General features: G+C 33.1%; 20 protein-coding genes. 13 read left to right on the forward strand and 7 right to left on the reverse strand.

The genetic code is table 11. The annotated features are described in order from the left end of the window. Nucleotides 1-4 precede the first annotated feature (4 nt). The 3 genes from rnc (at nucleotide 5) to pyk (ending at nucleotide 2,783) form a co-directional block, all read left to right on the forward strand. The gene (rnc, locus tag QLS71_RS07660; protein ID WP_308993633.1) at nucleotides 5-745 is read left to right on the forward strand and encodes a ribonuclease III; all 741 of its coding nucleotides are present in this window, start codon (nucleotides 5-7) and stop codon (nucleotides 743-745) included. A gap of 117 nt (nucleotides 746-862) precedes the next feature. Then, nucleotides 863-1,348 carry an IPExxxVDY family protein gene (locus tag QLS71_RS07665; protein WP_308993634.1) on the forward strand — a complete coding sequence of 162 codons (486 nt, stop codon included), beginning with the start codon at nucleotides 863-865 and terminating at the stop codon, nucleotides 1,346-1,348. Nucleotide 1,349: 1 nt separating this feature from the next. After that, nucleotides 1,350-2,783: a pyruvate kinase gene (gene pyk / locus QLS71_RS07670; protein ID WP_308993635.1), complete on the forward strand. Its 1,434-nt coding sequence runs from the start codon at nucleotides 1,350-1,352 to the stop codon at nucleotides 2,781-2,783. 99 nt (nucleotides 2,784-2,882) lie between these two features. On the opposite strand, the gene dinB is transcribed toward pyk, so the two are convergent. Next, nucleotides 2,883-3,980 (reverse strand): DNA polymerase IV, encoded by a 1,098-nt coding sequence (gene dinB / locus QLS71_RS07675; protein ID WP_308993636.1) that lies wholly within the window; start codon nucleotides 3,978-3,980, stop codon nucleotides 2,883-2,885. Between the two features lie 80 nt (nucleotides 3,981-4,060). On the opposite strand from dinB, the gene QLS71_RS07680 reads away from it, so the two are divergent. Genes QLS71_RS07680 through QLS71_RS07690 form a run of 3 tightly spaced genes read left to right on the forward strand, consistent with a single transcriptional unit; the run spans nucleotide 4,061 to nucleotide 5,936 of the window. Continuing rightward, entirely contained in the window at nucleotides 4,061-4,528 is a 468-nt protein-coding gene (locus tag QLS71_RS07680) for a CYTH domain-containing protein (protein ID WP_308993637.1), read from the forward strand. 23 nt (nucleotides 4,529-4,551) lie between these two features. Beyond that, the gene (locus QLS71_RS07685; RefSeq protein ID WP_308993638.1) at nucleotides 4,552-5,067 is read left to right on the forward strand and encodes a YciI family protein; all 516 of its coding nucleotides are present in this window, start codon (nucleotides 4,552-4,554) and stop codon (nucleotides 5,065-5,067) included. Then, a complete protein-coding gene (locus QLS71_RS07690) occupies nucleotides 5,067-5,936 on the forward strand; it encodes an endonuclease/exonuclease/phosphatase family protein (protein WP_308993639.1) in 870 nt (289 codons plus the stop codon). Before QLS71_RS07685 ends, QLS71_RS07690 begins: the two co-directional genes overlap by 1 nt. A gap of 3 nt (nucleotides 5,937-5,939) precedes the next feature. Here the strand turns inward: QLS71_RS07690 and QLS71_RS07695 are convergent, their stop codons facing one another. From QLS71_RS07695 to QLS71_RS07720, 6 genes are all read right to left on the reverse strand, one after another. Then, complete coding sequence (locus QLS71_RS07695) at nucleotides 5,940-6,242, reverse strand: hypothetical protein (RefSeq protein ID WP_308993640.1); 303 nt, start codon at nucleotides 6,240-6,242, stop codon at nucleotides 5,940-5,942. Nucleotides 6,243-6,468: 226 nt separating this feature from the next. After that, the gene (pbpC, locus tag QLS71_RS07700) at nucleotides 6,469-8,817 is read right to left on the reverse strand and encodes a penicillin-binding protein 1C (RefSeq protein WP_308993641.1); all 2,349 of its coding nucleotides are present in this window, start codon (nucleotides 8,815-8,817) and stop codon (nucleotides 6,469-6,471) included. An 89-nt stretch (nucleotides 8,818-8,906) separates the two neighbouring features. Further along, entirely contained in the window at nucleotides 8,907-9,218 is a 312-nt protein-coding gene (locus QLS71_RS07705) for an antibiotic biosynthesis monooxygenase (RefSeq protein ID WP_308993642.1), read from the reverse strand. Between the two features lie 3 nt (nucleotides 9,219-9,221). Then, a complete protein-coding gene (locus tag QLS71_RS07710; RefSeq protein WP_308993643.1) occupies nucleotides 9,222-14,786 on the reverse strand; it encodes an MG2 domain-containing protein in 5,565 nt (1,854 codons plus the stop codon). Between the two features lie 530 nt (nucleotides 14,787-15,316). Further along, the gene (locus tag QLS71_RS07715) at nucleotides 15,317-16,450 is read right to left on the reverse strand and encodes an ATP-binding protein (protein ID WP_308993644.1); all 1,134 of its coding nucleotides are present in this window, start codon (nucleotides 16,448-16,450) and stop codon (nucleotides 15,317-15,319) included. 17 nt (nucleotides 16,451-16,467) lie between these two features. Then, nucleotides 16,468-17,217, reverse strand: coding sequence for an SDR family NAD(P)-dependent oxidoreductase (locus tag QLS71_RS07720; RefSeq protein WP_308993645.1), 750 nt, complete (start codon nucleotides 17,215-17,217; stop codon nucleotides 16,468-16,470). A gap of 225 nt (nucleotides 17,218-17,442) precedes the next feature. Here QLS71_RS07720 and QLS71_RS07725 point away from each other — a divergent pair, with 225 nt between their 5' ends. From QLS71_RS07725 to QLS71_RS07755, 7 genes are all read left to right on the forward strand, one after another. Then, the gene (locus QLS71_RS07725; RefSeq protein ID WP_308993646.1) at nucleotides 17,443-18,444 is read left to right on the forward strand and encodes a MoxR family ATPase; all 1,002 of its coding nucleotides are present in this window, start codon (nucleotides 17,443-17,445) and stop codon (nucleotides 18,442-18,444) included. A 109-nt stretch (nucleotides 18,445-18,553) separates the two neighbouring features. Beyond that, nucleotides 18,554-19,420, forward strand: coding sequence for a DUF58 domain-containing protein (locus QLS71_RS07730; protein ID WP_308993647.1), 867 nt, complete (start codon nucleotides 18,554-18,556; stop codon nucleotides 19,418-19,420). Beyond that, nucleotides 19,380-21,095: a BatD family protein gene (locus tag QLS71_RS07735; RefSeq protein WP_348636614.1), complete on the forward strand. Its 1,716-nt coding sequence runs from the start codon at nucleotides 19,380-19,382 to the stop codon at nucleotides 21,093-21,095. Before QLS71_RS07730 ends, QLS71_RS07735 begins: the two co-directional genes overlap by 41 nt. Continuing rightward, on the forward strand, nucleotides 21,095-22,102 hold the full coding sequence (locus tag QLS71_RS07740; RefSeq protein ID WP_308993649.1) for a VWA domain-containing protein: 1,008 nt from the start codon (nucleotides 21,095-21,097) through the stop codon (nucleotides 22,100-22,102). Before QLS71_RS07735 ends, QLS71_RS07740 begins: the two co-directional genes overlap by 1 nt. A 49-nt stretch (nucleotides 22,103-22,151) precedes the next feature. After that, complete coding sequence (locus tag QLS71_RS07745) at nucleotides 22,152-23,189, forward strand: VWA domain-containing protein (protein ID WP_308993650.1); 1,038 nt, start codon at nucleotides 22,152-22,154, stop codon at nucleotides 23,187-23,189. A gap of 72 nt (nucleotides 23,190-23,261) precedes the next feature. Beyond that, nucleotides 23,262-24,074, forward strand: coding sequence for a tetratricopeptide repeat protein (locus tag QLS71_RS07750; protein WP_308993651.1), 813 nt, complete (start codon nucleotides 23,262-23,264; stop codon nucleotides 24,072-24,074). A gap of 61 nt (nucleotides 24,075-24,135) precedes the next feature. Further along, nucleotides 24,136-25,902 (forward strand): BatD family protein, encoded by a 1,767-nt coding sequence (locus tag QLS71_RS07755; RefSeq protein ID WP_308993652.1) that lies wholly within the window; start codon nucleotides 24,136-24,138, stop codon nucleotides 25,900-25,902.

A 25,902-nucleotide genomic window follows, 5' to 3' on the forward strand; every position in this document is an offset into this window, starting at 1 on the left:
CCGAATGAAAAACATTCGTAACATATTAAATTCCCGTTTTAAACGCAACGGGAATTTTTTTATGGAAATAATTAAGATTCTTGGGTTTAAGCCTAAAGACATTAAATTTTATAAAAAAGCCTTTACACACCGATCTATGAACATAAAAGATAGCAAAGGGAACGCTATCAATTATGAACGATTAGAATTTTTAGGAGATGCCATGTTAAGTGCCGTTATTGCTTCTCACCTATATCTTGAAGTACCTGCGGGCGACGAAGGCTATTTAACTAAAATGCGATCTAAAGTAGTAAGCAGAGAACACTTAAATGAACTTGGAAAAGAACTAAATTTAATTAGTCTAGTAGAAAGTAAAATACCTCCTGGACAATTTGGAGACAATATACACGGTAATTTATTTGAAGCCTTAGTAGGTGCTATTTTCCTAGATAAAGGTTATAAGTTTTGTGAAAAATTTATTTACAAACGTGTTATATTACCATATGTAGATATAGAAACCTTAGAAGGAAAAGTAATAAGCTATAAAAGCTTACTCATAGAATGGTGCCAAAAAGAGAAAAGAACATTTGGTTATAATGTTTATGAAGATACTGGAAATGATGAGGTTAGACACTTTTCAGTTAAACTATCCATTGATAATAAAGTTATAGCTAAAGCAAGAGCTACTTCTAAAAAAAAGGCCGAAGAAAAAGCTTCAAAACGCGCTTTTTTTGTATTCCAAAACAAAATGTCTAAAATGATTTAGAAGGTTTTAATCAAAGTAATTAACTATAACGTTTTAGTTGTTTTACTTGTTAAGATTCGTATAACTTTTACAATGGAATGTTTTTAAATACTATATTTACCACGTTTAATATAAGTTATGGCAATACACAAACTTATTCTTGGTGATGTTTTTGAAGAGGTAGATTGCACTTTAATAGCAATTCATTCTACCGTTGAGGATTATCGTTTAGCATATCTTCTAAATAAACATTTGAGTATAAATCTGACTCGAAGCGTATCAAATTTAGATTTTAGTTTTGATAATGCCACATATTCAATTTTTGAATGGAAAGATTCTAAACAACTTATAACATGGAGTTTGGTGTCTAATATTTGTAAAACAGAAATTTATAAACAAGACAATTTCAATTCATTATTTAGTACAGAAGAAAAAATAACACGAATAATCTATTTAGTACCAGAATATAAAGCTGTTAACTATTTTTTAAAAATAGATAATCAATTTAATTTAAGTAAAGAAAAAAGTATTTTAAATAATATATTTGAAATACCACAAGTAGCAACAGCTTTTACTATTGATATCAATCAATTAAAATCCAAAGACAATTTAATTTTTAGCTAATATGCCATTAAGAAAAAAAACCAAAATAGTAGCCACATTAGGCCCAGCAACAAGTACTAAAGAAGTTCTAAAAGGAATGCTTGAAGAAGGAGCCAATGTATTTAGAATTAACTTTTCCCATGCAGATTATAAAGACGTAGCAGAACGTATTAAAATGATACGAGAACTAAATGAAGAATTTGGTTATAATGCTGCCATATTAGGCGATTTACAGGGACCTAAACTTCGAGTAGGAGTTATGGAAGAGGATGTTTTTGTAAATCCGGGTGACGAAATAATATTTGCAACAGGTAAACGATTTGTAGGCACTAAAGACCGTGTGTTTATGACCTACGATAGGTTTCCTCAAGACACAAAACCAGGTGAGCGTATTCTTTTAGATGATGGTAAATTAATGTTTGAAGTTATTTCAACCGATGGTAAAACAGAGGTGAAAACAAAAGTGATACAAGGTGGCCCATTAAAATCTAAAAAAGGTGTAAACCTTCCTAATACCAATATTTCGCAGCCCGCTTTAACCGAAAAAGATATTGAAGATGCTATTTTCGCTATAAGTCAAGAGGTCGATTGGATCGCTTTATCATTTGTACGTCATGCAGAAGATTTAATGCAATTGCGTGATTTAATTGAAAAGCACAGTCCTCATAAAATTCCTATTATAGCCAAAATTGAAAAGCCTGAAGCTGTAAAAAACATTGATGCCATTATAGCACATTGCGATGGTTTAATGGTGGCTCGTGGCGATTTAGGTGTAGAAGTTCCTGCTGAAGAAGTTCCTCTTATTCAAAAACAATTAGTTTTAAGAGCGAAAAAAGCTAGAATACCCGTAATTATAGCAACCCAAATGATGGAAACTATGATTACCAGTTTAACACCAACCCGTGCTGAAGTAAACGATGTTGCAAACTCTGTTATGGATGGTGCTGATGCTGTAATGCTTTCCGGAGAAACATCGGTAGGGAGTTACCCTGTTCAAGTTATTAGGCAAATGGCAAACATTTTAAGAAATGTTGAAGACTCGCCATTAATTAAAGTACCTCAATTACCTCCACACATTCGTACCAACCGTTATATAACCAAATCTATTTGTTATCATGCTGCTATAATGGCAAACGAAATTGATGCAAAAGCAATTTCCACATTAACTAATAGTGGTTATACTGCATTTCAAATATCAGCTTGGAGACCATCATGTCATATATTAGTGTTCACATCAAACAAACGTATTTTAACACAATTAAGTTTACTTTGGGGTGTTAAAGCATTTTTCTATGATAAGTTTGTATCTACCGATGAAACTGTTGGAGATATTAACAGACTAGCTAAAGCAAACGGATACGTTGAAAAAGGCGATATGGTCATTAGCTTAGCATCGATGCCTATAGCAGAAAAAGGTATGGTTAACACTTTACGTATTAGAGAGATTTCACAATAAAGTTATCTTTATCAAATTTAAAAAAGCGCATGTTTCTCATTGAGAATCTTGCGCTTTTTTATTTAAATAAGGGAAGAAGGTTTTCTATCATGAATGTCATTAAAACTCAAATTTTAATTGTACACTCACGCTTTTTTGTTCAGGTATTTTTTTTGTTTCGGTATTTAGGTTAGAAATAGAAATACCAAGCAGTCGTACTGAGTTGCTTAATTCTTCTTGATATAACAAATCTTTTGCAGTTTCTAATATTAATGCTTTATCACTAATAAAATAGTGCAAGGTTTTGCTTCGGGTTTGTAAAGTAAAATCGCTGTATTTTATCTTTAAAGTTACTGTTTTACCTGAAACCTTACTTTTTAATAAGCGTCGTGATACTTCCTCTGCAATATGTTTTAATTTTTCAAGCATGAATACTTCGCTCGACAAATTTTCACTGAAAGTACGTTCGGCAGCTAAACTTTTTCTAATTCGGTTTGGTTTCACTTCACTTGTATGAATACCTCTTACAACGTAGTAATAATATTTTCCAGATTTTCCAAAATGTTCATCTAAAAATTCAATAGATTTTAATTTCAAATCTTTTCCCGTAAAAATGCCTAATTGATACATTTTTTCTGCTGTAACTTTTCCAACGCCATAAAATTTTCGAATATCAAGGGCTTCCAAAAAATCAATAACTTCCTCTGGGTTTACTGTTTTTTGTCCGTTGGGTTTGTTATAATCACTAGCAACTTTCGCTACAAACTTGTTTATTGAAATACCAGCAGATGCAGTCAAACCCAATTCATTAAAAATACGTTCCCTTATTTCTTTCGCAATTAAAGATGCGCTCGGGTTTCCCTTTTTATTATTAGTAACATCTAGATAAGCTTCATCTAAAGAAAGAGGCTCCACTAAGTCGGTATAATCAAGAAAAATTTTTCGTACTTTTTTCGAAATTTCAGCATAACGTTCGAAATGAGGTCGTACAAAAATAAGATTAGGGCACAATTTAATAGCTAAATTTCCAGCCATAGCACTTTTTACTCCAAATTTTCTAGCTTCATAACTCGCAGCGCTTATAACACCACGTTTTTCGCTTCCACCAACAGCAACAGGTTTTCCTTTAAGTTCTGGGTTATCCAGTTGTTCAACAGAAGCATAAAATGCATCCATATCTACATGAATTATTTTTCGAATTGGTAAATCGGTTAACATACTGTAAATTTAGGCATTAAATGCCGTTTTTTATTGGCACTTTTAACGAGTAAATTAATTAAAATTAGTTGGGATAGTTAATGGTAGAAATTGAACGTAAATTTTTAGTAAATTCAAATACATATAAAGAAGAAGCTTTTAAAAGTACCAGAATTATACAAGGATTTTTAAATACACATAAAGAGCGAACGGTTAGAGTTCGGCTAAAAGGAGAAAAGGGGTTTATAACTGTAAAAGGAGCGTCTACAAGCGATGGTTTATCGCGTTTTGAATGGGAAAAAGAAATTACGAAAGATGAAGCTAATGCACTTTTGAAACTTAGTGAACCTGGAATTATTGATAAAATCCGTTATGAAATAAAAGCTGGAAATCATATTTTTGAAGTTGATGAATTTTATGGCGAAAATGATGGATTGGTTATAGCAGAAGTTGAACTAAACACTGAAAATGACACATTTTTAAAACCAAATTGGTTAGGAGAAGAAGTTACAGGCATTATTAAATATTACAATTCACAATTAAGCAAAAAACCATTTAAAACTTGGTAACGTAAATTATAAAAACAGAGAAGATGAAAAAAATTATTATAGTATGTTTTTCAATATTAGCAATTGTTTCGTGTAGAAAAAAGGAAAGTACCGTCGTTGAAGAAACGGTCAAAGATACTATCATTGAAATTATAGAAATACCTGTTAAAAAATCGGCGAAAGAAATCAAAGCATCTCTAGCAGCAAAAGGCTTTCAAACGTATGATTATGTAGATGAAAAAACAAAAGACACCATTTTAATGCAGCAATACTTTATGGCCTTTTTGAAAAACGGTCCTATCCGTACGCAAATTGAAGAAGAAGCAGAGATTTTACAAACTGAACATTTAGCACATTTAAGTAAAATGCACGAACTAGGATATGCTGATATTTCTGGACCTTTTGGAGATAAAGGAGATATTAGAGGTGTCACAATTTACAATGTGCCAACTCTTAAAATGGCAGATAGTTTAGCCAATGCAGACCCGATGGTAAAAGCAGGACGTTTGATTGTAGAAATACATCCTTGGTGGGCTGCAAAGGGTGCTCCGCTTAGGTAATGATTAAGGTTTTTAAAATTCTTTATTGGATTGTAAATGTTGTAATAATTACAGCACTTTTGGTGGTGCATTTTGTGTTAAAAGAGCGTAGTTTTTCGGATTCTTTAAGGTATTACACATTACCACTACTAATAATTATCACTATTGTTTTACTACTATCAATTTTTCTTAGTAAAAGAAAGTATAATTTAATATTGGCGGGCATTCTGTTAATTATTTGGTTAAGCCGAAGTTTTAAAATCCATATTCCAGAGTCTGTAAATGATTCCGATGTAGAAGTGGTTTTTTGGAACGCATCTCGAGATAATGGTTTTGATGAAGCGTTCAATTTGAATGAAAGTATTCCAGATGTATTAGTTTTAGTAGAGTCAAAAAAGAATGATTTTAAGGCAATTCAACAAAAAAATCCAAAATATTTCTTTTATAAATTAAAAAGAGAAATATATATATTCTCTAAAACAGAAATTCAAATAGATAGTGAACATACATCAAACTATAATTCAACAGTTATAAAATTTAAAACCAGGGATATTAATTTTTATGCAATTGATGTTACAGGAAGTACTGATGTACCTCGTACTTGGGAATTGGATTTTGTAAATAAACTTATTGAAACCAAAGAAAAAACTATTGTTTTAGGCGATTTTAATGTGCCTTTTGAATCTAAATATTTAAACACTATTAAAACCAATTTTAATCACGCTTTTAATGAAAAAGGAAATGGTTTTAGAGAAACATGGTTTTGGAATATACCACTGCTTTCCCTCGATCATATTTGGGTTTCTAAAGATTTAAAAATACTTAAAACTGAAAAAATAGGCACTTTTAAAAGTGACCATAGTATGTTGAAAACATACATTAGAAACTAATTTTTACAATTCGAATTGAATCCACATAGGTCTATGGTCCGAAATATAATATTTTAAATATTTTTTAAAGTTGGAAACGCTAGATTGCCATAAATCTGGAAATAAAACGGCATCAAAATCAAATACACCATTGGCTTTAATGTTAGATTTCAATGAAGGTAAAAATGCAATTTGATCGTATTGTTTATCATTATTGATGTTAGAATAAATTTGAGTAGAATGTTCAGGTAGTTTTAAACCACGTTTCATTAAAGCATCATATGTTTGGTCGCCTTGTTCAATTTTAGGAATATTAAAATGACCCATCGTAATTATATTTTTTGAAATGGCGTATTTAGAGTTTTTGTAAACCTAAGTTGGTAATGTTCTAGTTGGCAATTAAAAGTTTATCACTTGATTTTTATGGAATGTGATGTTTTATTTTATGATTTTTTGGGTTTTAAATTTAGTTATCCACATCAAAATTGTAAACAAAATTTGGTTTAGGAAAAGCAGGCATAGTGCAGTTGTTTGATTTCCATAAATTTATAAATTATTTTGTAATAGTAATACTTCTTTTTGCTTCATTTCCAAATTCATCTACAACGGTAATAAGGTGTTTGCCTTCTTTGGGAATTATAGCTAATTCATGAATATCTTTAGTGCTTCCAATAAATGTTTCATTTAAGTACCAAAATAGGGCTGCATCTGGTTTTGAATGGGCTATTTTTAGAATTAGATCGTTTGGTTTTTCATCAAAATCCTTTGGTAAAAAAATAGTGTTGTTTTCCTCAGGATAGATAAATTCCATGGTAATAGTGTTATCGCCCAAACAATCACTTCTAAATTTAGGTAATGGCTTGTAAAATGGGTTTTTAGCTTTGTAGTAATAAGCCATTAATGGTGGAAGTACAAACCAAGATTTGTGTTTAATATCACTAAGCGTTTCACACGATCCATTTACCTGATAACTCTCAGAAGCATCTAAATGTACCAACACATGAAAGGGACAAGGTCTGGTTTTTAACCCGCTTAGTTGAATAAATTTTTCTTCAACTTCATCACAATTTTGATACGCTCTAAAGCCACTTTTTTTGCAGATGAATACTTCCTGCATTTCATCAAAAGGTTTAGAAAACCAGTTGCTTTTTGGTAATAAATCAAATACATCAAATAAAATAGGAGCTGCTGCTTGTACCCCCACCAATCCGGGTCTGCCTTCGCCATCGGCATTACCTACCCAAACACCTACTACATAATCTTTTGTAGTTCCTATTGCCCAAGCATCACGAAAGCCAAAACTGGTACCCGTTTTCCAAGCAATTTGTTTAGAGCCATCAAAAAACTCCCAACTTTCATCGCCTTCGGGTCTATTTACTTCTTTTAAACTTTCATAAGTTAAATAAATGGAAGCGGCATCAAACAGCGTTTTATCAGAAGTTTTCTTTCCAAAGTTAACAGTTTCCGAAGCTAAAAAAGTGGGTTCACAAAACTCATTACTGTAATATTCGCTGGAGGTTTCAGAAAAATGATTTAAGGTTGAAGATAATGCTGCATAGCTTTTACATAAATCCCAAAGGTTGCTTTCGGCCCCACCAAGTATAAGTGACAAGCCATAGTGATTCGCATTATATTTTAAATTTTTAAGCTGAAGAGCTTTTAGGTAATGATAAAAACGGTCTAACCCAAATTCTTGAAGCATACGTACCGAAGGCACATTTAACGAGCGTGATAAAGCCCGACTTGCTGCTACGGCCCCATCATACGTTTTGTTATAATTTTCAGGGTTGTAACTTCCAAATTGTGTGGGCACATCGGCGACTAATGTGTGGGGTAAAATATCACCAGCATCCAACATGGCTGTATACAAAAATGGTTTTAAAATGCTTCCGGTGCTTCGGGGTTTATCAATTACATCTACATCTTTTTGATGAGCTTTGTCTGTTGGCGTATTACCAACATAAGCCATTATCTTTCTGGTTTTTACATCTAAAACCAATACAGCGGCATTGTAAATTCCATTTTGACTTAATTGGTTGTAATGGGTTTTTACAATATAGTTAACGCGGTTTTGCAAACGATTATCAATACTGGTTTGTATGCGTTTACCCGAATGTAATTGTGACACTTTTTGCAATAAATGAGGTGCTATTTGTGGTAATGGGTAGGGCTTTTGAGGTAAACTTTCAGCAATTGATAAATTGTAAGTCAACGAATCGATGACTTCGTTTTCTAAAAGTTTTTTAAGCAGTAAATTTCTTTTTTTAATTAAGCGTTCTTGGTTTTTCCCAGGATAAATAAGGCTTGGTGCATTTGGTAAAACGGCAAGTGTAGCACTTTCTGCCCAGGATAACTCGGAGGAATTTCTATTAAAATACCGCCACGAAGCGGCATCCAAACCAACCACGTTACCACCAAATGGGGCATTGCTACTGTAGTAAGACAGAATTTGGTTTTTTGATGCTCTAAATTCTAATCTTGTGGCAAGAATAATTTCGATGACTTTTTCAAAATAGGTGCGTTCTTGTCCTTTTCTTGACAGACGAATCACCTGTTGCGTTATGGTGCTCCCGCCTCGTTTTATAGTATTCGATTTAAGGTTATCGCGTAATGCTTTAAAAATGGAAATAGGATTAAAACCTGGGTGTTTATAAAAATATTCATCTTCAAATTGAATGATACAGGTTTTAAATTTTTCTGGAACACGATCATTTTGAGGAAATCGCCATTGGCCATCTTTAGCAATTTGAGCCCCTAAAAGTTCATTGTTGTTACTTGTAATTACCGTAGCAGTTGGGTCTTTAAAAAGTTGTTTGGGTAAACTGAAATAGTATGTAATTAAAAGCGAAACGATTAGTATCGATTTTAACTTATGATGTTTTATATAGCTTATTAGTTTCAAACTTTGATGTGAAACGTCGTTGCGAGTGAAGCGAAGCAATCTGTTCAATTTAAAAGATTACTTCAGTCATACTTTCTTCGTAATGACGGTTATTTATTAAACTCATATTCCCGTTCTACTTTACAAATTCGCACGTTGTACCAGCTATACCAATCTTGTCGCCCTTTTTGTTGTGCCTCGAGATGTTCTGTTTGTTGTTTCCAATTTTTTATAGCTTCAAGACTTTCCCAATAACTCACGGTGATACCAACCTCGTTTCTGGCGCTATCCATTCCTAAATAGCCGTTTTGTTTTTTAGCTAAATCTTCCATTTTTGTTGCCATTTCTGAATAACCCTCCATGTTTATGTTTTGGGTTGAAGTGAAAATAACGGCGTAATAAGGTTTGAAATCTTTTGTCATAATTTATTTTTCAACAGTAACCCACTGCCCTTTTGTTCTTACTAAATACTCATTATCATACATGGCTTCGGCTTGAATTCCTGGTAAATAATACGTTCCTAAATACGATGCATTCAACATCACATTAAAAGTTTTGGTGCTGTGTTTTCCTTTTTCGGGCAAATCGAAATAGAAATTTACACGGTCATCCTTAATATCGGTATAGCGCGCCTGACTTGTAGTAGCTTCTCCAAAGTCTGTAAAACGGGTGTTTACAATATCCCATCCAGAAGGAAAAATTTCGGTTAGTGCCACATTTTGTACACTTTCATTTTTCATGTTACTAATGCTAACGGTTGCTACAAAATCTTGTCCTTGTTGCAGTTTCGACACATCCATTTTATTCCCTTTCAAATCTTTGTAAGCTAGAGAAATGCTTAAACCACGTTGTTCTGCAATTTCTTCACCTAAAGGTAATTTTCCAGAGTTTAATATACGCACATACACGATATTGTCTTTATTATTTTTTATAGACATGGCGTTTGCTCCATCTAATACTCTTAATTCGCGTTGGGCAATGGCACTTTTAGAGTTTATGGTTTCGGTTTTCCCGTTAATGGTATAGCTTATATGTAATGCTTTTCCGCCATTAGCGTTCACCATTTTTGCCATGGCTAGTAAACTATATGCGGTGGTTTGCGTACTCATCCATCGATTACTTGATAAATCTTTAGCGATGTATTGTGCCAATTCTCTCGTTTTAGAGTTTTTAGTGAGTACCATGGTTTCTAAAGCCATAGCTCGATTTCTATCCACAGAACCATAGGTATAATAATTATATTTTGGCGGCAAGAAATTAATATTAGCTGTTTTTGAAATACTGGTACTCGCTTCTTTTTGACCAGCCAAAGCATAAGCCGCTGCTAAACGCCATTTGGCTTCGTTGGAAATTTCAGTAAACTCTCGTAAACGATTCATAGCGGCTAAATCTGCATTTCCTGCGAGTGCCAAAGTGTATAATCTGTAAGCTTGAGCTAAATCGGAATTATAGGTTCTATAACTTGGACGCCAATCTCTAGCTGCTTGTTTTTGGTATTTTAGCCAATTATTTTTAAAGGTTAATGGTAGTACATAGCCTTTTTTCTCTGCCTCAATCATAAAATGACCTGCATAACTGGTACCCCAATCGTCGGCAGTATTTTCTCCAATCCAATAACTTAAACCGCCATTTGCTTGTTGAAAATGTCCTAATTGAATGATGCCATTTTTTATATTACTTTCAATAGTTTGTTTTTTATCATGTGTTAAATCGAAAATATCACTTAAGAATAATTGTGGAAACACACTGGATGTGGTTTGTTCTACACACCCATGAGGATATTGAATGAGGTATTGTAAACGACGTGAAAAATCCATAGGCGGCATGGTTGAAAACTCAACGGTTGCCCTATTTGTACCTGTTACTCCAAAGGTTGAAAAATCTAAAGACTGCGATTCATTTGCTTCCAACGTTTTATCAATAGGAATAGAAGTTATCGGGTTTGGATTTATAACATCCAACTCCACTTTGTAAGTCGATTTCTCTCCGTTTCCTGTTGCGATTACTTCAATGGTGCTAATGCCTTTTGCTTTACTAACGTCTAATTCAAAATACGCCATTTGTTCATCGGGTCTGGCAAATGATAGATTCTTGGTTTTTTCTCCCACTATAGAAATACCATGACTTAATTTGAGACTGATGTTAACGTTTTTTACTTTAGATTCCATAGCAAAAACGGTTACTGGAAGCGTTACTTTTTCTCCAGGACTTAATTTCCGCGGAAGCGTAGCCAATACCATTAAAGGTTTTTTAACTTCCACAGATTTTTCTGTGTTTCCATACGCTTTGGTTTTATGGTTTCCTGCAACCACCATCGTTCTAACTGCGCCAATATAATTTGGAAGCTTAATTTTATGTGATTTTGTTTCGCCTGCTTTTAATGAAAAAGGCCCTAAATAGGTAACAACAGGTTTAAATCTGTTTGCCTTTTTGTTTTTCCCTGCTGCGGCACTTCCGTCACCACCAATAGCAAAAACCTGATCGACACTTCCGCTATAAGCGCCAATAACATCATCAAAAACATCCCAAGTTTTTACACCCAAAGCTTCACGGGCATAAAATTCGTCCCAAGCATTTGGTGTTTTAAAACGTGTTAAATCAAGCAAACCTTCTTCCACAACGGCTAGTGTGTAGGTCATGGCTTTTTTGTTTTTTTCTGAAACTTGTACTTGAAATTCTTGTTCAGGTTGTAGTGTATTAGGCATTTTTAGTTGAGGTTCTAGTTTAGTACTTGGATCTTCAACCATAATGGGAATTACGCCATATAAACGAATTGGTAAATCGTTGGCTGTTATGGCATGTGGCTGCAATAATGAAATATTGATAAATACATTGGGTGTCATTTCAGAAGTGATAGGGATTTCAACGGTAGTTTCTCCTTGTTTTGTTTTCACCCATTTATAATCTAACACTTCAGTACCATTTTCAATACTAACCAAAGCACGACCTTCACTACCCGATTTGAATTTAATTTTAGCCGTTTCACCTACGTTATAATTTTCTTTATCCGCAGAAAAAACTAACATTTTAGCAGCTTCTTTATCACCAGCTGGGGTATACCAATTTTTATAAAAATAGGCAGTTTGTCCTGTAGCATGACCACTAACAGGATCTACAATTCTAATGAGGTATCGACCACGTTGATTATCTGGAATTTTTATATTTAATTGTGATTTTCCATTAGCATCGGTGTTAATTTTTGTGTTTAAAAAAGGTTTATGATACGAGCTAGATACGTAAGTAGACAAGTTGTCGTATGATGAATTCCACCACCAGCGCCATTCCACTTTATATACTTTAACTTCAAGGTTATTGCGTTTTATAGGTTTACCGTTGGCATCTACCACAGCCACATCAAAGGTTTGATTTTCGTCTGTAAAAAATGAACCATAAGTATTTCCTTTTGGGGCGCGTAAACCTACAAACGACTCGTAAGGAGCATATTGCTTGGTAAAAGCATCCATTGAGAAATCGCCACCGTTTTCAAAAGCACGTACCAAAAACTGTACGTTTAACATGCCTGGGGCATTTTTACCAATTTCCAATTTATTATTGATTTTCGCTAAACCTTCAGCATCTACAACACCTTCAAAAACATTGATTTCTTCCGTGTTAAATTGTCGTGTTGGATCATTAAAAATATAATCTTTATAATTTTTGAACGCGGTACTATAACTACTGAATTTTGCTTTAATTTCTGCTTTTAAGTTTTTTCCAGGTGCGCCATGAAGCCATTTCACATCTAAAGTTCCTTTCAAAGGCTCTTTACTTGTAAGGATGTCGTTTTCAAAATCTACTTTAATTTTTAAGCGGTTAGGTTTAACTGTTTCAATTTTTAAACCTTTATAAAACGTTGCGCCACCAACTGAAACTTTAGCATTGTAATTTCCTGTTTTATCTTCAGACGATGTTGCAACCGTAAATTTGTAGAAGTTATTTAAGTGATAGGATGTTACATTCTTATAAACCAATTTACCGTTGGGATCTGTAATTTCCATTTTAACAGGATGCCCTTTTGGGAGTGGATTGGTGAAATCGTTCAACATAAACGTTAAATGAAGCGTGTCTCCAGGTCGCCAAACCCCACGTTCACCATAAATAAAGCCTTTAAGTCCGCGTTGTAATTTATTCCCAGACACATCAAATTTACTTAGCGATAGCGAGTTGCCATCGGCAAGTTTTATATAAGTCGTGTTTTTTCCTTTTGAAACAATGGCGAAAGCCGCATTTTTGTCTAAATCAACAAGGGTTAAACCTTCATTGTCAGTTAATGCACTAGCTATTTCTTGCTGTTGAAAGTTATAAAGTTTTACCGTAGCATTAGTTTCTGGGTCGGTGGTTAAAATATTAGTAACTGCAAAATAATACGAGTTATTACTGCCCTGTTTCGCAATAACACCTAGGTTTGATGCCAATAGGTTTTGCGAGACAATTTTAGAGTCGTTATAATAGGCATCATGGCACGGGTTATTTTCTTCGCGATAATTATAATGGTAGTTTTTGTAGCGGTAGGTTAGGTTGTCCCAATAGGCTTCTTCACGCAATTCTTCTTCTTCGGGCGTGCTTTCTGTTGGATTTTCTTCATCGTATTCATCTTCATAATATTCGTCATAATCATCATCTTCTGTGTTTGTAACCGTAGTATTGGCATCACAATTATATAATGAATAACTTTTATTAAAGCTCAATTCAACGCGATAAATAGCACCTGCATCTGCATTGAAAAATTTAGATAAATCGATACTATACGCTTTCCATTTACCCGTGTTTTCAGTTTGATTTTGAAGTTGAATGGTTTGCTTTGCAATGCGGCGACCTACCTGTCTAATAGCGTAAGAATCATTACTATTTAAATTATTGTCCTGCAAAAACTGAAGCACATTATCTTGAAAAATTTTAATAATTCGAACATCAACCGCTTTTAAGTTTACTGCTTCAAAATTAAATTTTAGTTCTTGCGAGTTTGGTAGAATCGTTCCGTTGCTAATTAAGCGGACTTCTGGTTTTAGTTCTTCAAAAGCAATGATTTCAGAAAATGGTTTTTTGAGTTTGAAACCATCGGTGTTCGAAATACCTTGAAATACATCAACCCGAATATTCCCAACCAATTTAGATTCTGGATATACTTTTAGCACATTCCCATCTACTACATATTTAGGATTTTTTACTGATTGTAGCGTTATCAATCCATCAAAGTTTTGTTGCTTTTTTAAGGGGTCGGAAAAGTTAATAGACAGATGTTGTTCTGGAGCTTGAATAACATCGACATTTACAATCGTAAAGTTATTTATTCCAGGAATAAATATTTTGTTTTCACCTTCATTATCTGCTTTAATAGCCTTACCATTCCATTTTACAAGAATGTCACTGTCATCTATTTTACGGTTGATGCTATCAATTTTAAACTCAAATACTTTAGCGTATTCACTCGCTTCGTTAAAAGCAATAGAAAGTTTTTTATCACCTTGAAATGCCTCTACTAATTTTTTGGCATCTTGAAGCGAAATAACATCTGCCGAACGCATAATAGCTTCTAAATATTGCCAATTTTTGCTATACGATTGTAAATTATTGGTAACAATATTAAAATTTGGAGTTATGGTTTTAAATTGAAAGGTATAAGTTTCAAAGTCTTTTTTAATGTTTTTATAAATGTCTTTTAGTTTAACATTTACAGTATATTCTGTTGAAGGTTCTAAGTATTCATCTGGTGTGAATAGTAGTGTATGCTTGTTAGTAACTTCCAATTTTCCTTGAACATGAGGAGAGACCGTTACAATAGGGTCTGTAATTTCCATGCCCATTTCCCAACCTTCAACATCCTTGGCTAAATTAATTTGAATAGGTTCTGCAACCGAAACTAACCCAGAAGAGGTATAACTTATATACTCTCTAAACTTAAATAAATTATCGGTTTCTATTTCTTTCTTTTTGCAGGATACGGCTAAAGTGATTAGCATTACGAAAGTGAAAAGTTTTTTTAATGACATAGAATGGATGATTTTAAGACGGCGAAATTTACAAAAAGGGAGCGTAGGCTGTTTCTTGTTAATTAAATTACGGTTTTATTTTATTACTTAGGTTTTTTATGGCTGATAAATATGCCTTAAAGTTAGTGAATTCTAAAAATGAAACTTCAAACTAAAATTACTTTTATTAGTGTTTTAATTTATAGTTAAGTAATTCGCAAATTAATAATAAGGTCTAACGAGTTGCAGTCTTGGAATAAAGGAAGCTTTCTAACAATTAGGGGTTAATGGTATAAATAAGAAAACTTCAATAGGTTCAAATAATTTTTCAAATGGAGACGATTATGCCGTGGTTTTAAATAAATGGATAGAAGTAGATATCACAGAATACTAAATAATCTTTAATAAAAAACCTTGCTCCAATGCCGAATTTATGTCGGGAGAAACAAGGTTTTATCTTGAAAAGATTAATAGCGAAACAAATATATGTTTTATTTCGTAAGAAAAAAAACATTAAAGTTAATTTATGGTTAAGTTTCCTACATTTTATATTAACTGTATTTAACTTTTCTTAAAACACGCATGGATTCTTTATATAAATGGTATAATTCTTCACTATATGCTCTTAAGTAGGGCTTTGCTTCATTCAATTTATCTATAGCTTCATGAAATAAATTGAGATAACAAATTAAATAGGTTATTGGTAAATTTTTTAAATCGGTTTCTTCATTTTTTGTGAAAGGTTGTCCTTTTTTTAGTTTTTCTAAAATGGCGTTTGTGGTATTGTAAATATGGTGTAATATTTTTTTATCATACTGCGGCGGTTCAAAGAGTAGCTTGGTTTCAATAGTGTAATTGGCATTGTTTTCGAAATTGATAATCGTTTCTTCTAATTGATAATACTTATTAGAATTTTGAAATCCTAAATTTACATATTCTACAATTTTAAATGAATCATCATCAATAAAAATAGCCACTTCATCTAAAGCTGAAAAAAACAAGCGTACCTGTTCGTTAATCAGTTCAATATCAACCCTAGAAAAGAATATTTCATCTTTAATAATTTTTTTTTGCCCAGCCCAACATACCACAAAGTATTCTTTAAATACTTTATATTGAGCGTTGTAGTCTTTTCTTTTATTTAAAAAATCGAAAACACCGTTTAAGGTGTGTTCTATGTTATTTTGTGAATTGTTTTCAATAGACTCAACAATTTTAGAGTTAACGTCTTTTATTTCGACATCGAAAACTTTGGGCATGCTCATACTCCCATCTCTAAAAAACACAGAACCGCCATAATATTTCCAAATATTTTTTCGTAAAGATGTGATTTTTCCTGTTGGGCGAATGGTGACTAATCCAACCACCTTATGATCTGGTAAATGCGGAAACGGAATGTTTTCATATTGAACAACAGGCGGATTGGTTAAATAGGCATTGATGAGATTTTGAATTTTGCTATCATCAAAAAAATCGACACCTACAATATCATTATCCTCGTCTTCAACACCAATAACAATGTACGAGTTGTTTTTTGGATTGCTGTTTGAAAGTGCACAAACATGTTTTAAAAACTTAGCTTTACCTTCTTTAAAACTGATATCAATTTTACGTTTTTTATCATAAAAACTATTTTCATCGTTGTGTGATAAAAGGTGTTTTATAAGTAGGCGTTTGTTGATCATCAGGGCATTATCTATTTTTATTGTTTATTCAAGGTGAATGCGTTAGCCTGCGCCGTTGGAAAAATTAGCATATCGGCAATATTAACATGGGCAGGTCTAGAAACAACGAAATAAATAATTTCAGCAATATCTTCAGCTTGTAAAGCTTTAAAACCGTCATAAACGGTATTGGCAATTTTATCACCTTTAAAACGTACTTGTGAAAATTCGGTTTCAACCAAACCAGGACTTATGGCGCCAACTTTAATTCCAAACGGATTTAAATCAATGCGCATGCCTTCTGTAATAGCCAAAACAGCATGTTTACTACCGCAATACACATTTCCTTTTGGATACACCTGTTTACCTGCCGATGAACCAATATTTATAATATGACCCGATTGTCGTTCGGTCATTTGCGGTATAATGGCTTTGCTTACATATAGTAGTCCCTTCACGTTTATATCTATCATGGCTTCCCAATCGTCAATACTGCCTTCGTTTATAGGATCTAAACCATGTGCATTACCTGCATTGTTTATTAAAATATCGATATGTTTAAAGTTTACTGGAAGTGATTCAATGGCTTTAAAAGTTTCTGCTTTATCACGTACATCAAAATTTAAAATATGCACATTTGTTAATTTACTTAAGGCTTCTTGTATGGTGTGTAAACGTTCTAATCGTCTTCCGCATAAAATTAAATTAATACCATGCTTTGCAAATTCATAAGCTGTTGCATGTCCTATGCCGCTTGTTGCGCCAGTTATTAAGGCTGTTTTTGTCATTTATTTAATATTAAATCGTCTAATTCATTCATAAAAATACTTAAAACTTGCTTTAATAGCGATAAGCATCTTATATACTTTTTAACCAGATATTTATTTAACCTATTATTAACGCCTTAGCCTAATTATTTTAACCAATCTTTAACAGGCTTAAAAGAAAAATTTTAACAATTTGCAATGCTCAAATAAGGGCTGTATATTCGAGCTTTTAAAAATAAAATAATAATGGAAGAAACAGGTACAATTGATATTAAGACTATTAACGAGAAAATTGAAAGAGAAAGTGCTTTTGTTGATTTACTGATGCTTGAGATGAATAAAGTCATCGTAGGTCAAAAGCATATGGTTGAACGTTTGCTTATTGGTTTGTTGGGACAAGGACACATATTATTAGAAGGTGTTCCAGGGCTAGCGAAAACTTTAGCCATTAATACCTTGGCACAAGCGGTTGATGGAAGCTTTAGCAGAATACAATTTACCCCCGATTTATTACCCGCCGATGTTACAGGTACCTTGATTTATAACATGAAGTTGAACGACTTCTCTATCAAAAAAGGACCAATTTTTGCGAATTTTGTATTAGCCGATGAGATTAACCGTGCACCAGCAAAAGTACAATCGGCATTACTTGAAGCGATGCAAGAAAAGCAAGTAACGATTGGTGATGAAACTTTTAAACTTGACAAACCTTTCTTGGTAATGGCAACCATGAATCCCGTTGAACAAGAAGGAACTTATGTTTTGCCAGAAGCACAAGTGGATCGTTTTATGCTGAAAACGGTTATAGACTATCCAAAAATTGCTGAAGAGCAATTGATAATGAGAGCTAATTTAAAAGGAGCTTGGGATAAAGTGAATGCTGTAGTATCCGTTGAACAAATTTTGAAAGCGCAATCTGCTGTTCGTGAAGTTTACATGGATGAGAAAATTGAAAAATACATACTAGATATTGTTTTCGCAACACGTTATCCAGAAAAATATAAACTTGCCGATTTAAAACCATTAATTTCTTTTGGCGCATCACCTCGTGGTAGTATCAATTTAGCCACTGCTGCAAAATGCTACGCCTTCATAAAACGTCGTGGGTATGTAATTCCTGAAGATGTACGTGCTATTGTTTATGATGTATTAAGACACAGAATAGGCATCACTTATGAAGCTGAAGCTGAAAACATAACTTCAGTAGACATTATCAATAAAATAGTAAACGAAATAGAAGTACCTTAAATCCCATCCTAAATCCTTCCCTAAGGGAAGGACTTTAAAAGGGTAACAAAAAAATTAAATTTTTTAAAAGCCCTTTCTCCTTTGGAGAGAGGGTTGGGAGAGAGGAAAAATGGATACTAAAGAATTACTAAAAAAAGTACGAAAAATAGAGATTAAGACACGTCGATTGTCTGATCATATTTTTGGAGGTGAATATCATTCAACCTTCAAAGGTCGTGGTATGACTTTTAGCGAGGTGCGCCAGTATCAATTTGGTGATGATGTTCGAAATATAGATTGGAATGTTACCGCACGTTATAGCGAGCCTTATGTAAAGGTTTTTGAAGAAGAACGGGAACTTACTATGATGCTTATGGTAGATGTTTCCGGGTCTGAAATGTTTGGTACCGAAGCACAATTTAAAAATGAAATAATTACAGAAATTGCAGCTACTTTAGCATTTTCTGCAACACAGAATAACGATAAAATTGGCTTAATTTTATTTTCAGATAAAGTAGAACTTTATATCCCACCCAAAAAAGGACGTTCGCACGTACTGCGTATTATTCGTGAATTAATTGAGTTTGAGCCTGAAAGTAAACAAACCAACTTAGCCGAAGCTCTAAAATTCATGCAAAACGTTATGAAGAAGAAAGCAATCGTGTTTGTATTATCTGATTTTATTGCAGATGATTACCGCCAAACCATGAAAATTGTTTCTGGAAAACACGATGTAACAGGTATTCGCGTGTACGATAAACGTGAAGAGGAGATTCCTAATTTAGGAGTGGTACAAATGTTAGATGAAGAAACTGGTGAATATATGTTGGTGGATACATCATCGAAAAAAGTACGACTTAATTATGGTAAGTTTTACCAAGAAAAAGTAGAGTATTATAAAGACAGCTTTACAAAATCGGGAGCTGGTAACATCGATTGCCGTGTGGATGAAAGTTATGTTAAAAAAATGTTGGGGTATTTTAAAAGAAGAGGATAAACAAATTATGAATTACGAATTACGAATTATAAATATGAAAACCATGGTCAATAATCAACGGTCATTGGTCTTATTTTATTTTTTCCTGTTTCTTTTTTCTTGTTTTTTAAATGCACAAGTAACATCTTCCATCGATTCTACAAAAATCAAAATAGGGCAACAAATTACTTTTAAAATTGAAGTAGAGACCAAACCCAACGGCTTGGTGGTTTTTCCCGAAGGGCAAACATTCTCCCCTTTAGAAATGATTGAATCGTATGCGATTGATACCATTAAAAAGAATGACAAATACAACCTTATAAAAAAGTATGGTTTAACCCAATTCGATTCGGGGACGTACACCATTCCTAGACAAAAAATTATTATAGGAGATAAAACATTTTTTACCGATTCATTAAAGGTTGAGGTTAATAATGTGGTTATAGACACAACAAAACAAGGGCTTTACGATATAAAACCCATTATTGAAGTTAAAGAAAAGGGCAGCGATTGGTGGAAATATTTGTTACTAACACTTTTAATAATTGGCATTGTTGGATTTTTAATGTATTGGTTTATTTGGCGTAAAAAACCATTAACTGAAGCCGAACAAATAGCCTTATTACCACCTTACGATCGTGCGAAATTGGCACTGAAAAAGTTAGATGAAAGTCATTATTTAGAAACCGATTCCATAAAAGAATACTATTCTGATCTTACCTTTATTATTAGAAAATACCTAGATGAAAAGGTATATGATCGCGCCTTAGAAAGTACTACAGACGAGTTGATTAACAGACTTAATATCCTTAAAGATGGAAATCAAATAGAGTTGAGTTTAGAAGATATTAAAAATTTAGAGAGCATTTTAAAACGTGCCGATTTGGTGAAGTTCGCCAAATCTGCCGTAGATATTGAACTTGCTAAATTAGATAGAAATACCATCGATATTGAGATTGACCATGTAAAAGAAGCACTTCCTGAACCAACCGAAGAAGAAAAACTTCTAGATGAACAATACAGAGAAGAGTTAGAACGTAAAAAGAAACGTAAAAAGATAATCATTACAGTTGTAATTGGTGTGTTCCTATTAATAGCAACATTTGTTGGTTTTGGTTTAAAATATGGGTTCAGCTATGTAAAAGATACCATTATTGGTCATGATAGTGTAGAACTTTTAGAAGGCGATTGGGTAACCAGTGCTTATGGTGTACCTCCCGTAACTATTTCGACTCCGAAAGTATTATCTCGTATTGAGATGCCGCTTCCAGATGAAATGAAAGCACAAGTAACTCAAACCACCTTTACTTACGGTACTTTATTAGATGTGTTTAGTATTATGGTAAATACGAATTCCTATAAAAATACAGGTGAAAATAAAATAGAGATAGATGTTGAAAAGGCATCGGAACAAAGCCTAAAAGGTATAGAAGCTCAAGGTGCTCAAGATATTGTGGTATTAAGAGATAAGTTTGTAACTCCAAACGGTGCCGAAGGATTAAAAACTTATGGAACACTAAAAATTAAAAATCCAATTAGTCAAAAATTACAAGAAGCAAACTATGTGTTATTACAATTTGCTTCAGAAAATGTGTTACAACAAATTATTTTATCCTACCCAATGGATGATGAGTATGCAGACCAAATGATAGCACGTATTTTAAATTCAGTTGAACTTAAAAAAGCAGAAGAATAATGTTTGAAGGCATCGATTTTTTAAATAAACAATGGTTTTGGGCATTTTTGATATTGCCACTGGCAATACTCTGGTATATTTTCAAACATAAAAAGCAAACAGCCGAACTTAAAATCTCAAGTTTGCAAGGGTTTAAGCTTACAAGCTCTTGGTTACCAAAACTAAAGCATGGTTTATTTATATTGCGATTATTGGCATTAGCTTTGTTAATTACGGCATTGGCAAGACCACAAACGGTTGATGTGTCTTCTAAAACAAAAACAACCCGAGGTATTGATATTGTAATGGCTATAGATGTTTCAGCAAGTATGTTGGCAAAAGATTTATCGCCAAATAGATTAGAAGCCTTAAAAAATGTAGCGGCAGAGTTTATTAAAGGCAGACCAAATGATAGAATAGGTTTGGTAGAGTATGCTGGAGAAAGTTATACGAGAACCCCTGTTACTAGTGATAAATCAATTGTATTACGCTCATTAAAAGACATTAAATACAACACCATTATTGAAGGTGGAACCGCTATTGGAATGGGTTTAGCAACAGCTGTAAATAGAATAAAAGATAGTAAAGCTAAAAGTAAAGTGATTATATTACTTACAGATGGGGTTAATAATACCGGTTTTATAGATCCTAAAATTGCGAGTGAATTGGCTGTTGAATATGGTATAAAAACATACACCATTGGTTTAGGCACAAATGGCATGGCTTTATCGCCTGTTGCCATAGACCCTAGAAACGGACAATTTCAATACGCACGTGTTCAAGTAGAAATAGATGAGGTATTACTAAAAGATATAGCAAAAGTTACAGGAGGAAGATATTTTAGAGCCACCAATAACAAAAAGCTTGAAGAAATATATGGCGAAATAAACAAACTTGAGAAAACAGATGTAGAAGAGTTTAAATACTACAATTACGAAGAAAAATACCGTCCGTTGGTATTATTAGCGGGCCTATTTTTATTAATAGAATTTTTACTTAGAAACACGCTTTTTAGAAGTTTTATTTAACAAAAAAAGTCCCCTTTGGGGATTTAGGGGACAAACAAATAAACAGTTAATGTATCAATTAGACGAAAAAATATGGTTTTGGGCTTTAGGAATTATTCCAGTAATAATCCTATTCTTTTTGCTGCTTCAATTTTGGAAACATCGCACCCAACGCAAATTTGCCGATAAAGTATTATTAAAAAAGTTAAGTCCGAATGCATCCTTATTCAAATCGGTTTTAAAAATAGTGGTATTAAGTTTAGCTTTTGCATGTTTAGCTATGGCATTGGTAAATCCAAAAATTGGTACCAAGTTAGAAACTATAAAACGTGAAGGCGTTGATATTGTTTTTGCTGTAGATGTTTCTAAAAGTATGCTTGCAGAAGACATTGCACCCAACCGATTGGATAAAGCAAAACAATTAGTAACCCAAATCATTAATAATTTAGCAAGCGACCGTGTAGGTATTATTGCTTATGCAGCAAAAGCATTTCCGCAGTTGCCCATTACTACCGATTATGGTTCGGCAAAAATGTTCCTACAAAGTATGAATACCGATATGTTATCATCGCAAGGAACCGCAATAGACGAAGCTATTAAATTAGCTACTACTTATTTTGATGATGAAGAACAAACTAACCGTATTCTTATAATTATTTCAGATGGGGAAGACCATAGTGAAGGCGCCACAACGATAGCTGAGGAAGCAAATGAAGCTGGTATTAGAATTTTTACCATTGGAGTAGGTGATGTAAAAGGGGGTCCCATTCCAGAAAAACGCAACGGGGTTGTTTTGAATTATAAAAAAGATAATCAAGGGGAAACCGTTATTACGCGATTGGATGAAGAAACACTTAAAAAGATTGCTGCCGAAGCCAATGGTGTGTATTTAAATGGTAAAAATACAAACGATGTTGTTAAAAAAATAGGAGATATTTTAAACGGAATGGATAAAAAAGAATTTGAAACAAAAGAATATGCCGATTTTAAAGACCAATTTCAATGGTTTTTAGTGTTTGCCATTTTCTTTTTGTTGGTAGATATTTTCTTGTTGGAACGTAAAACAGCATGGTTGAAAAAGTTGAATTTATTCAACGAAAACCTATAATTTTTATAAAACCTTTAACTATAAGCCGTTGTTTGGTTTTATATATTTATCAGTCGATTAATGAAGAATAAAATGAAGTATATATTATTTATCATAATAACATTAACCACTACGTTTTCTTTTTCGCAAGAGAAAGACAAAGCGGCCTTATTAGCTGCCAAAAAGGCTAATAACTATGTATATGAAGGCAACAATTTAATTAATGAAGATGATTTTGTTTCAGCTGAAAAAGAATATAGAAAAGCCATTTCAGAACAAGGAACAAGTGTTGCAGGTATCTATAATTTAGGAAGTTCTTATATTAAAAAAGGAAGTTTTGATGAGGCTTTATATCGCTTAGATGAAGCTGCAAAAATTTCGACATCAAAAGCAGAAAAACACAAAGCATACCATAACATCGGCAATGTGCTTATGGAAAATAAAAAATGTAAAGAAGCGGTTGAAGCTTATAAAAATGCTCTAAGAAACGATCCTACTGATGAAGAAACACGTTATAATTTGGGTTTAGCTAAAATATGTGCAGACCAACAAAAAGACCAGCAAGACGATAAAGATCAGGATAAAAAGGACGACAAAAAAGATCAGGATAAAAAAGAAGGTGACGATAAGAAAGACCAAGATAAAAAGGATGAAGGAGATCAAGATAAAAAAGAAGGCGACGATAAGAAAGATGATGAAGGAAAGCCTAAAGATGAAAAAGACGATAAAGGAAAGGGTGATGAGAAGGAAAAACAACAGCAACCACAGCCACGTCCAGGTCAAATGTCTCCACAACAGGTTAAAAGTTTGTTAGAAGCCATGAACAATCAAGAACAAAAAGTTCAAGAAAAAGTAAATGCTGAAAAACAAAAAGGAACAAAAGTAAAAACAGAAAAAGATTGGTAAAAACGAATAACGAATTTTGACTTTAAAGTTTCAAAATCGTTAATCGTTGTTTGTTATTCATATGAAATTTATAAAACACACATACATATTATTAATCATACTTGTAACAAGTATGACTTCAGCACAAGTTAAGTTTGACGCCAAAGTGAGCAAACAAAAACTTGGAGTTAATGAGCGTTTGCGTATCGATTTTGAAATGAATCAAGATGGTGATAATTTTAATCCGCCCGATTTTTCTAATTTCACAGTGGTTGGTGGGCCAAACCAATCGGTTAGTAATTCATGGATTAATGGTGTTAGAAGTTTTAAAAAAACCTACAGTTATTTTTTAGCGCCTAAAGTTCGAGGTAATTTTACTATCCCTCAAGCCACCATAAATATTGGTGGCGAAACATACAAAACAGTGCCCATTACCATTGAAGTGACTGCCGCTGTAGAAATACCCAAAGACCCTAATAATCCAGACTATATAGCTTCAGAGAATATACATTTGGTTGCTGAAATTTCAAAAACCAATCCGTATTTAAACGAAGCCATTACAGTAGTATACAAATTATATGTGTCTCCAACTATTGCTGTTGATAATTGGAATGAAATTGATAGCCCGCGTTACAACGATTTCTGGAGTCAAAACATCAACACACAAGGACAGAAAGTACAAAATGGCACTTTTAAAGGAGAAGATTACCGTTTTTTAGTTTTAAAGAAAGTGGTGTTATATCCTCAAAAAACGGGTAAACTTGATATTGAGCCTTTAAGTTTAGATATTGCTTTGCGTGTGCCAACCAATAGACGCGATATTTTTGGAAGTCTTTTAATGACGCGTACAAACAAAGTGGTATCTGCTGGTAATAGCACCATTACAGTTAAGGCATTACCCGAAGATGGAAAACCTTTAGATTTTTCAGGAGCCGTTGGTGATTTTAGTTTTGAGGTTACACCCTCAAAAACAAGTTTAGATGCTTCCGAATCATTGCAATTAATAGTGGCTGTAAAAGGAAACGGGAATTTAAAGCTTTTTAAACTACCAAAAGTGTCGTTACCAAGTTCTTTAGAGGTTTATGAACCAGAACATAAAGAAGATGTTAATACAAATTTAGCCGGTATGCAAGGAACCATTTCCGATAGTTATACCATTGTGCCACAATTCAAAGGCAAATATCCCATACCAAGTATTTCATTTTCTTATTTCGATTTAAAAACAGAAAGCTATAAGCGTTTAACATCCAACGAAATTATTTTAGATGTTTTAAGTGGCCCTTTAAATAATGCTAATAATGCAGCTGTTGCAAATAATGGAAAACAAGCGGTTGTTCTTAATAAGGATCAGTTTGCTTTTATTAAAACGAGCACTGATTTTGTTAGTGTACATAATTCAAACTTTTTCAAGACAACAAGTTTTTGGAGTTTGCTATTACTGCCTTTTTTAGCCATTCCGTTAGCAATTGTAATTAGAAATAAAAAAGCAACAAGAGATGCGGATGTTTATGGAAATAAAATTAGAAAAGCCGATAAGTTAGCTAGGAAATATTTGAGTCACGCAAAAAAATCGCTTGGTAAAAAAGAAGCTTTTTATATTGCTTTAGAGAAAGCGTTGCATAATTATTTAAAAGCGAAATTACACATTGAAACTAGTGATTTAAGTAGGGAAAAAACTAATGAATTGCTTGCAAATAAACAGGTAGATAATGAAGTAATAGTTGATTTTAATAAGATTCTAGAAAGTTGTGAATTAGCACGTTACACACCTATAGATATTGTAACCATGCAAGAAGATTATGAAAAAGCCGCTAAAACCATTTCTTTAATTGATAAACAAGCTCGTTAA

It is taken from the genome of Mariniflexile litorale, assembly GCF_031128465.2.
In the GTDB taxonomy this organism is placed as follows: domain Bacteria; phylum Bacteroidota; class Bacteroidia; order Flavobacteriales; family Flavobacteriaceae; genus Mariniflexile; species Mariniflexile litorale.

Coding starts and splice junctions, on each gene's coding strand:
- rnc (WP_308993633.1), top strand. CDS start 5: ATGAAAAACATTCGTAACATATTAAATTCCCGTTTTAAACGCAACGGG.
- QLS71_RS07665 (WP_308993634.1), top strand. CDS start 863: ATGGCAATACACAAACTTATTCTTGGTGATGTTTTTGAAGAGGTAGAT.
- pyk (WP_308993635.1), top strand. CDS start 1,350: ATGCCATTAAGAAAAAAAACCAAAATAGTAGCCACATTAGGCCCAGCA.
- dinB (WP_308993636.1), bottom strand. CDS start 3,980: ATGTTAACCGATTTACCAATTCGAAAAATAATTCATGTAGATATGGAT.
- QLS71_RS07680 (WP_308993637.1), top strand. CDS start 4,061: ATGGTAGAAATTGAACGTAAATTTTTAGTAAATTCAAATACATATAAA.
- QLS71_RS07685 (WP_308993638.1), top strand. CDS start 4,552: ATGAAAAAAATTATTATAGTATGTTTTTCAATATTAGCAATTGTTTCG.
- QLS71_RS07690 (WP_308993639.1), top strand. CDS start 5,067: ATGATTAAGGTTTTTAAAATTCTTTATTGGATTGTAAATGTTGTAATA.
- QLS71_RS07695 (WP_308993640.1), bottom strand. CDS start 6,242: ATGGGTCATTTTAATATTCCTAAAATTGAACAAGGCGACCAAACATAT.
- QLS71_RS07705 (WP_308993642.1), bottom strand. CDS start 9,218: ATGACAAAAGATTTCAAACCTTATTACGCCGTTATTTTCACTTCAACC.
- QLS71_RS07710 (WP_308993643.1), bottom strand. CDS start 14,786: ATGTCATTAAAAAAACTTTTCACTTTCGTAATGCTAATCACTTTAGCC.
- QLS71_RS07715 (WP_308993644.1), bottom strand. CDS start 16,450: ATGATCAACAAACGCCTACTTATAAAACACCTTTTATCACACAACGAT.
- QLS71_RS07720 (WP_308993645.1), bottom strand. CDS start 17,217: ATGACAAAAACAGCCTTAATAACTGGCGCAACAAGCGGCATAGGACAT.
- QLS71_RS07725 (WP_308993646.1), top strand. CDS start 17,443: ATGGAAGAAACAGGTACAATTGATATTAAGACTATTAACGAGAAAATT.
- QLS71_RS07730 (WP_308993647.1), top strand. CDS start 18,554: ATGGATACTAAAGAATTACTAAAAAAAGTACGAAAAATAGAGATTAAG.
- QLS71_RS07735 (WP_348636614.1), top strand. CDS start 19,380: ATGTTAAAAAAATGTTGGGGTATTTTAAAAGAAGAGGATAAACAAATT.
- QLS71_RS07740 (WP_308993649.1), top strand. CDS start 21,095: ATGTTTGAAGGCATCGATTTTTTAAATAAACAATGGTTTTGGGCATTT.
- QLS71_RS07745 (WP_308993650.1), top strand. CDS start 22,152: ATGTATCAATTAGACGAAAAAATATGGTTTTGGGCTTTAGGAATTATT.
- QLS71_RS07750 (WP_308993651.1), top strand. CDS start 23,262: ATGAAGTATATATTATTTATCATAATAACATTAACCACTACGTTTTCT.
- QLS71_RS07755 (WP_308993652.1), top strand. CDS start 24,136: ATGAAATTTATAAAACACACATACATATTATTAATCATACTTGTAACA.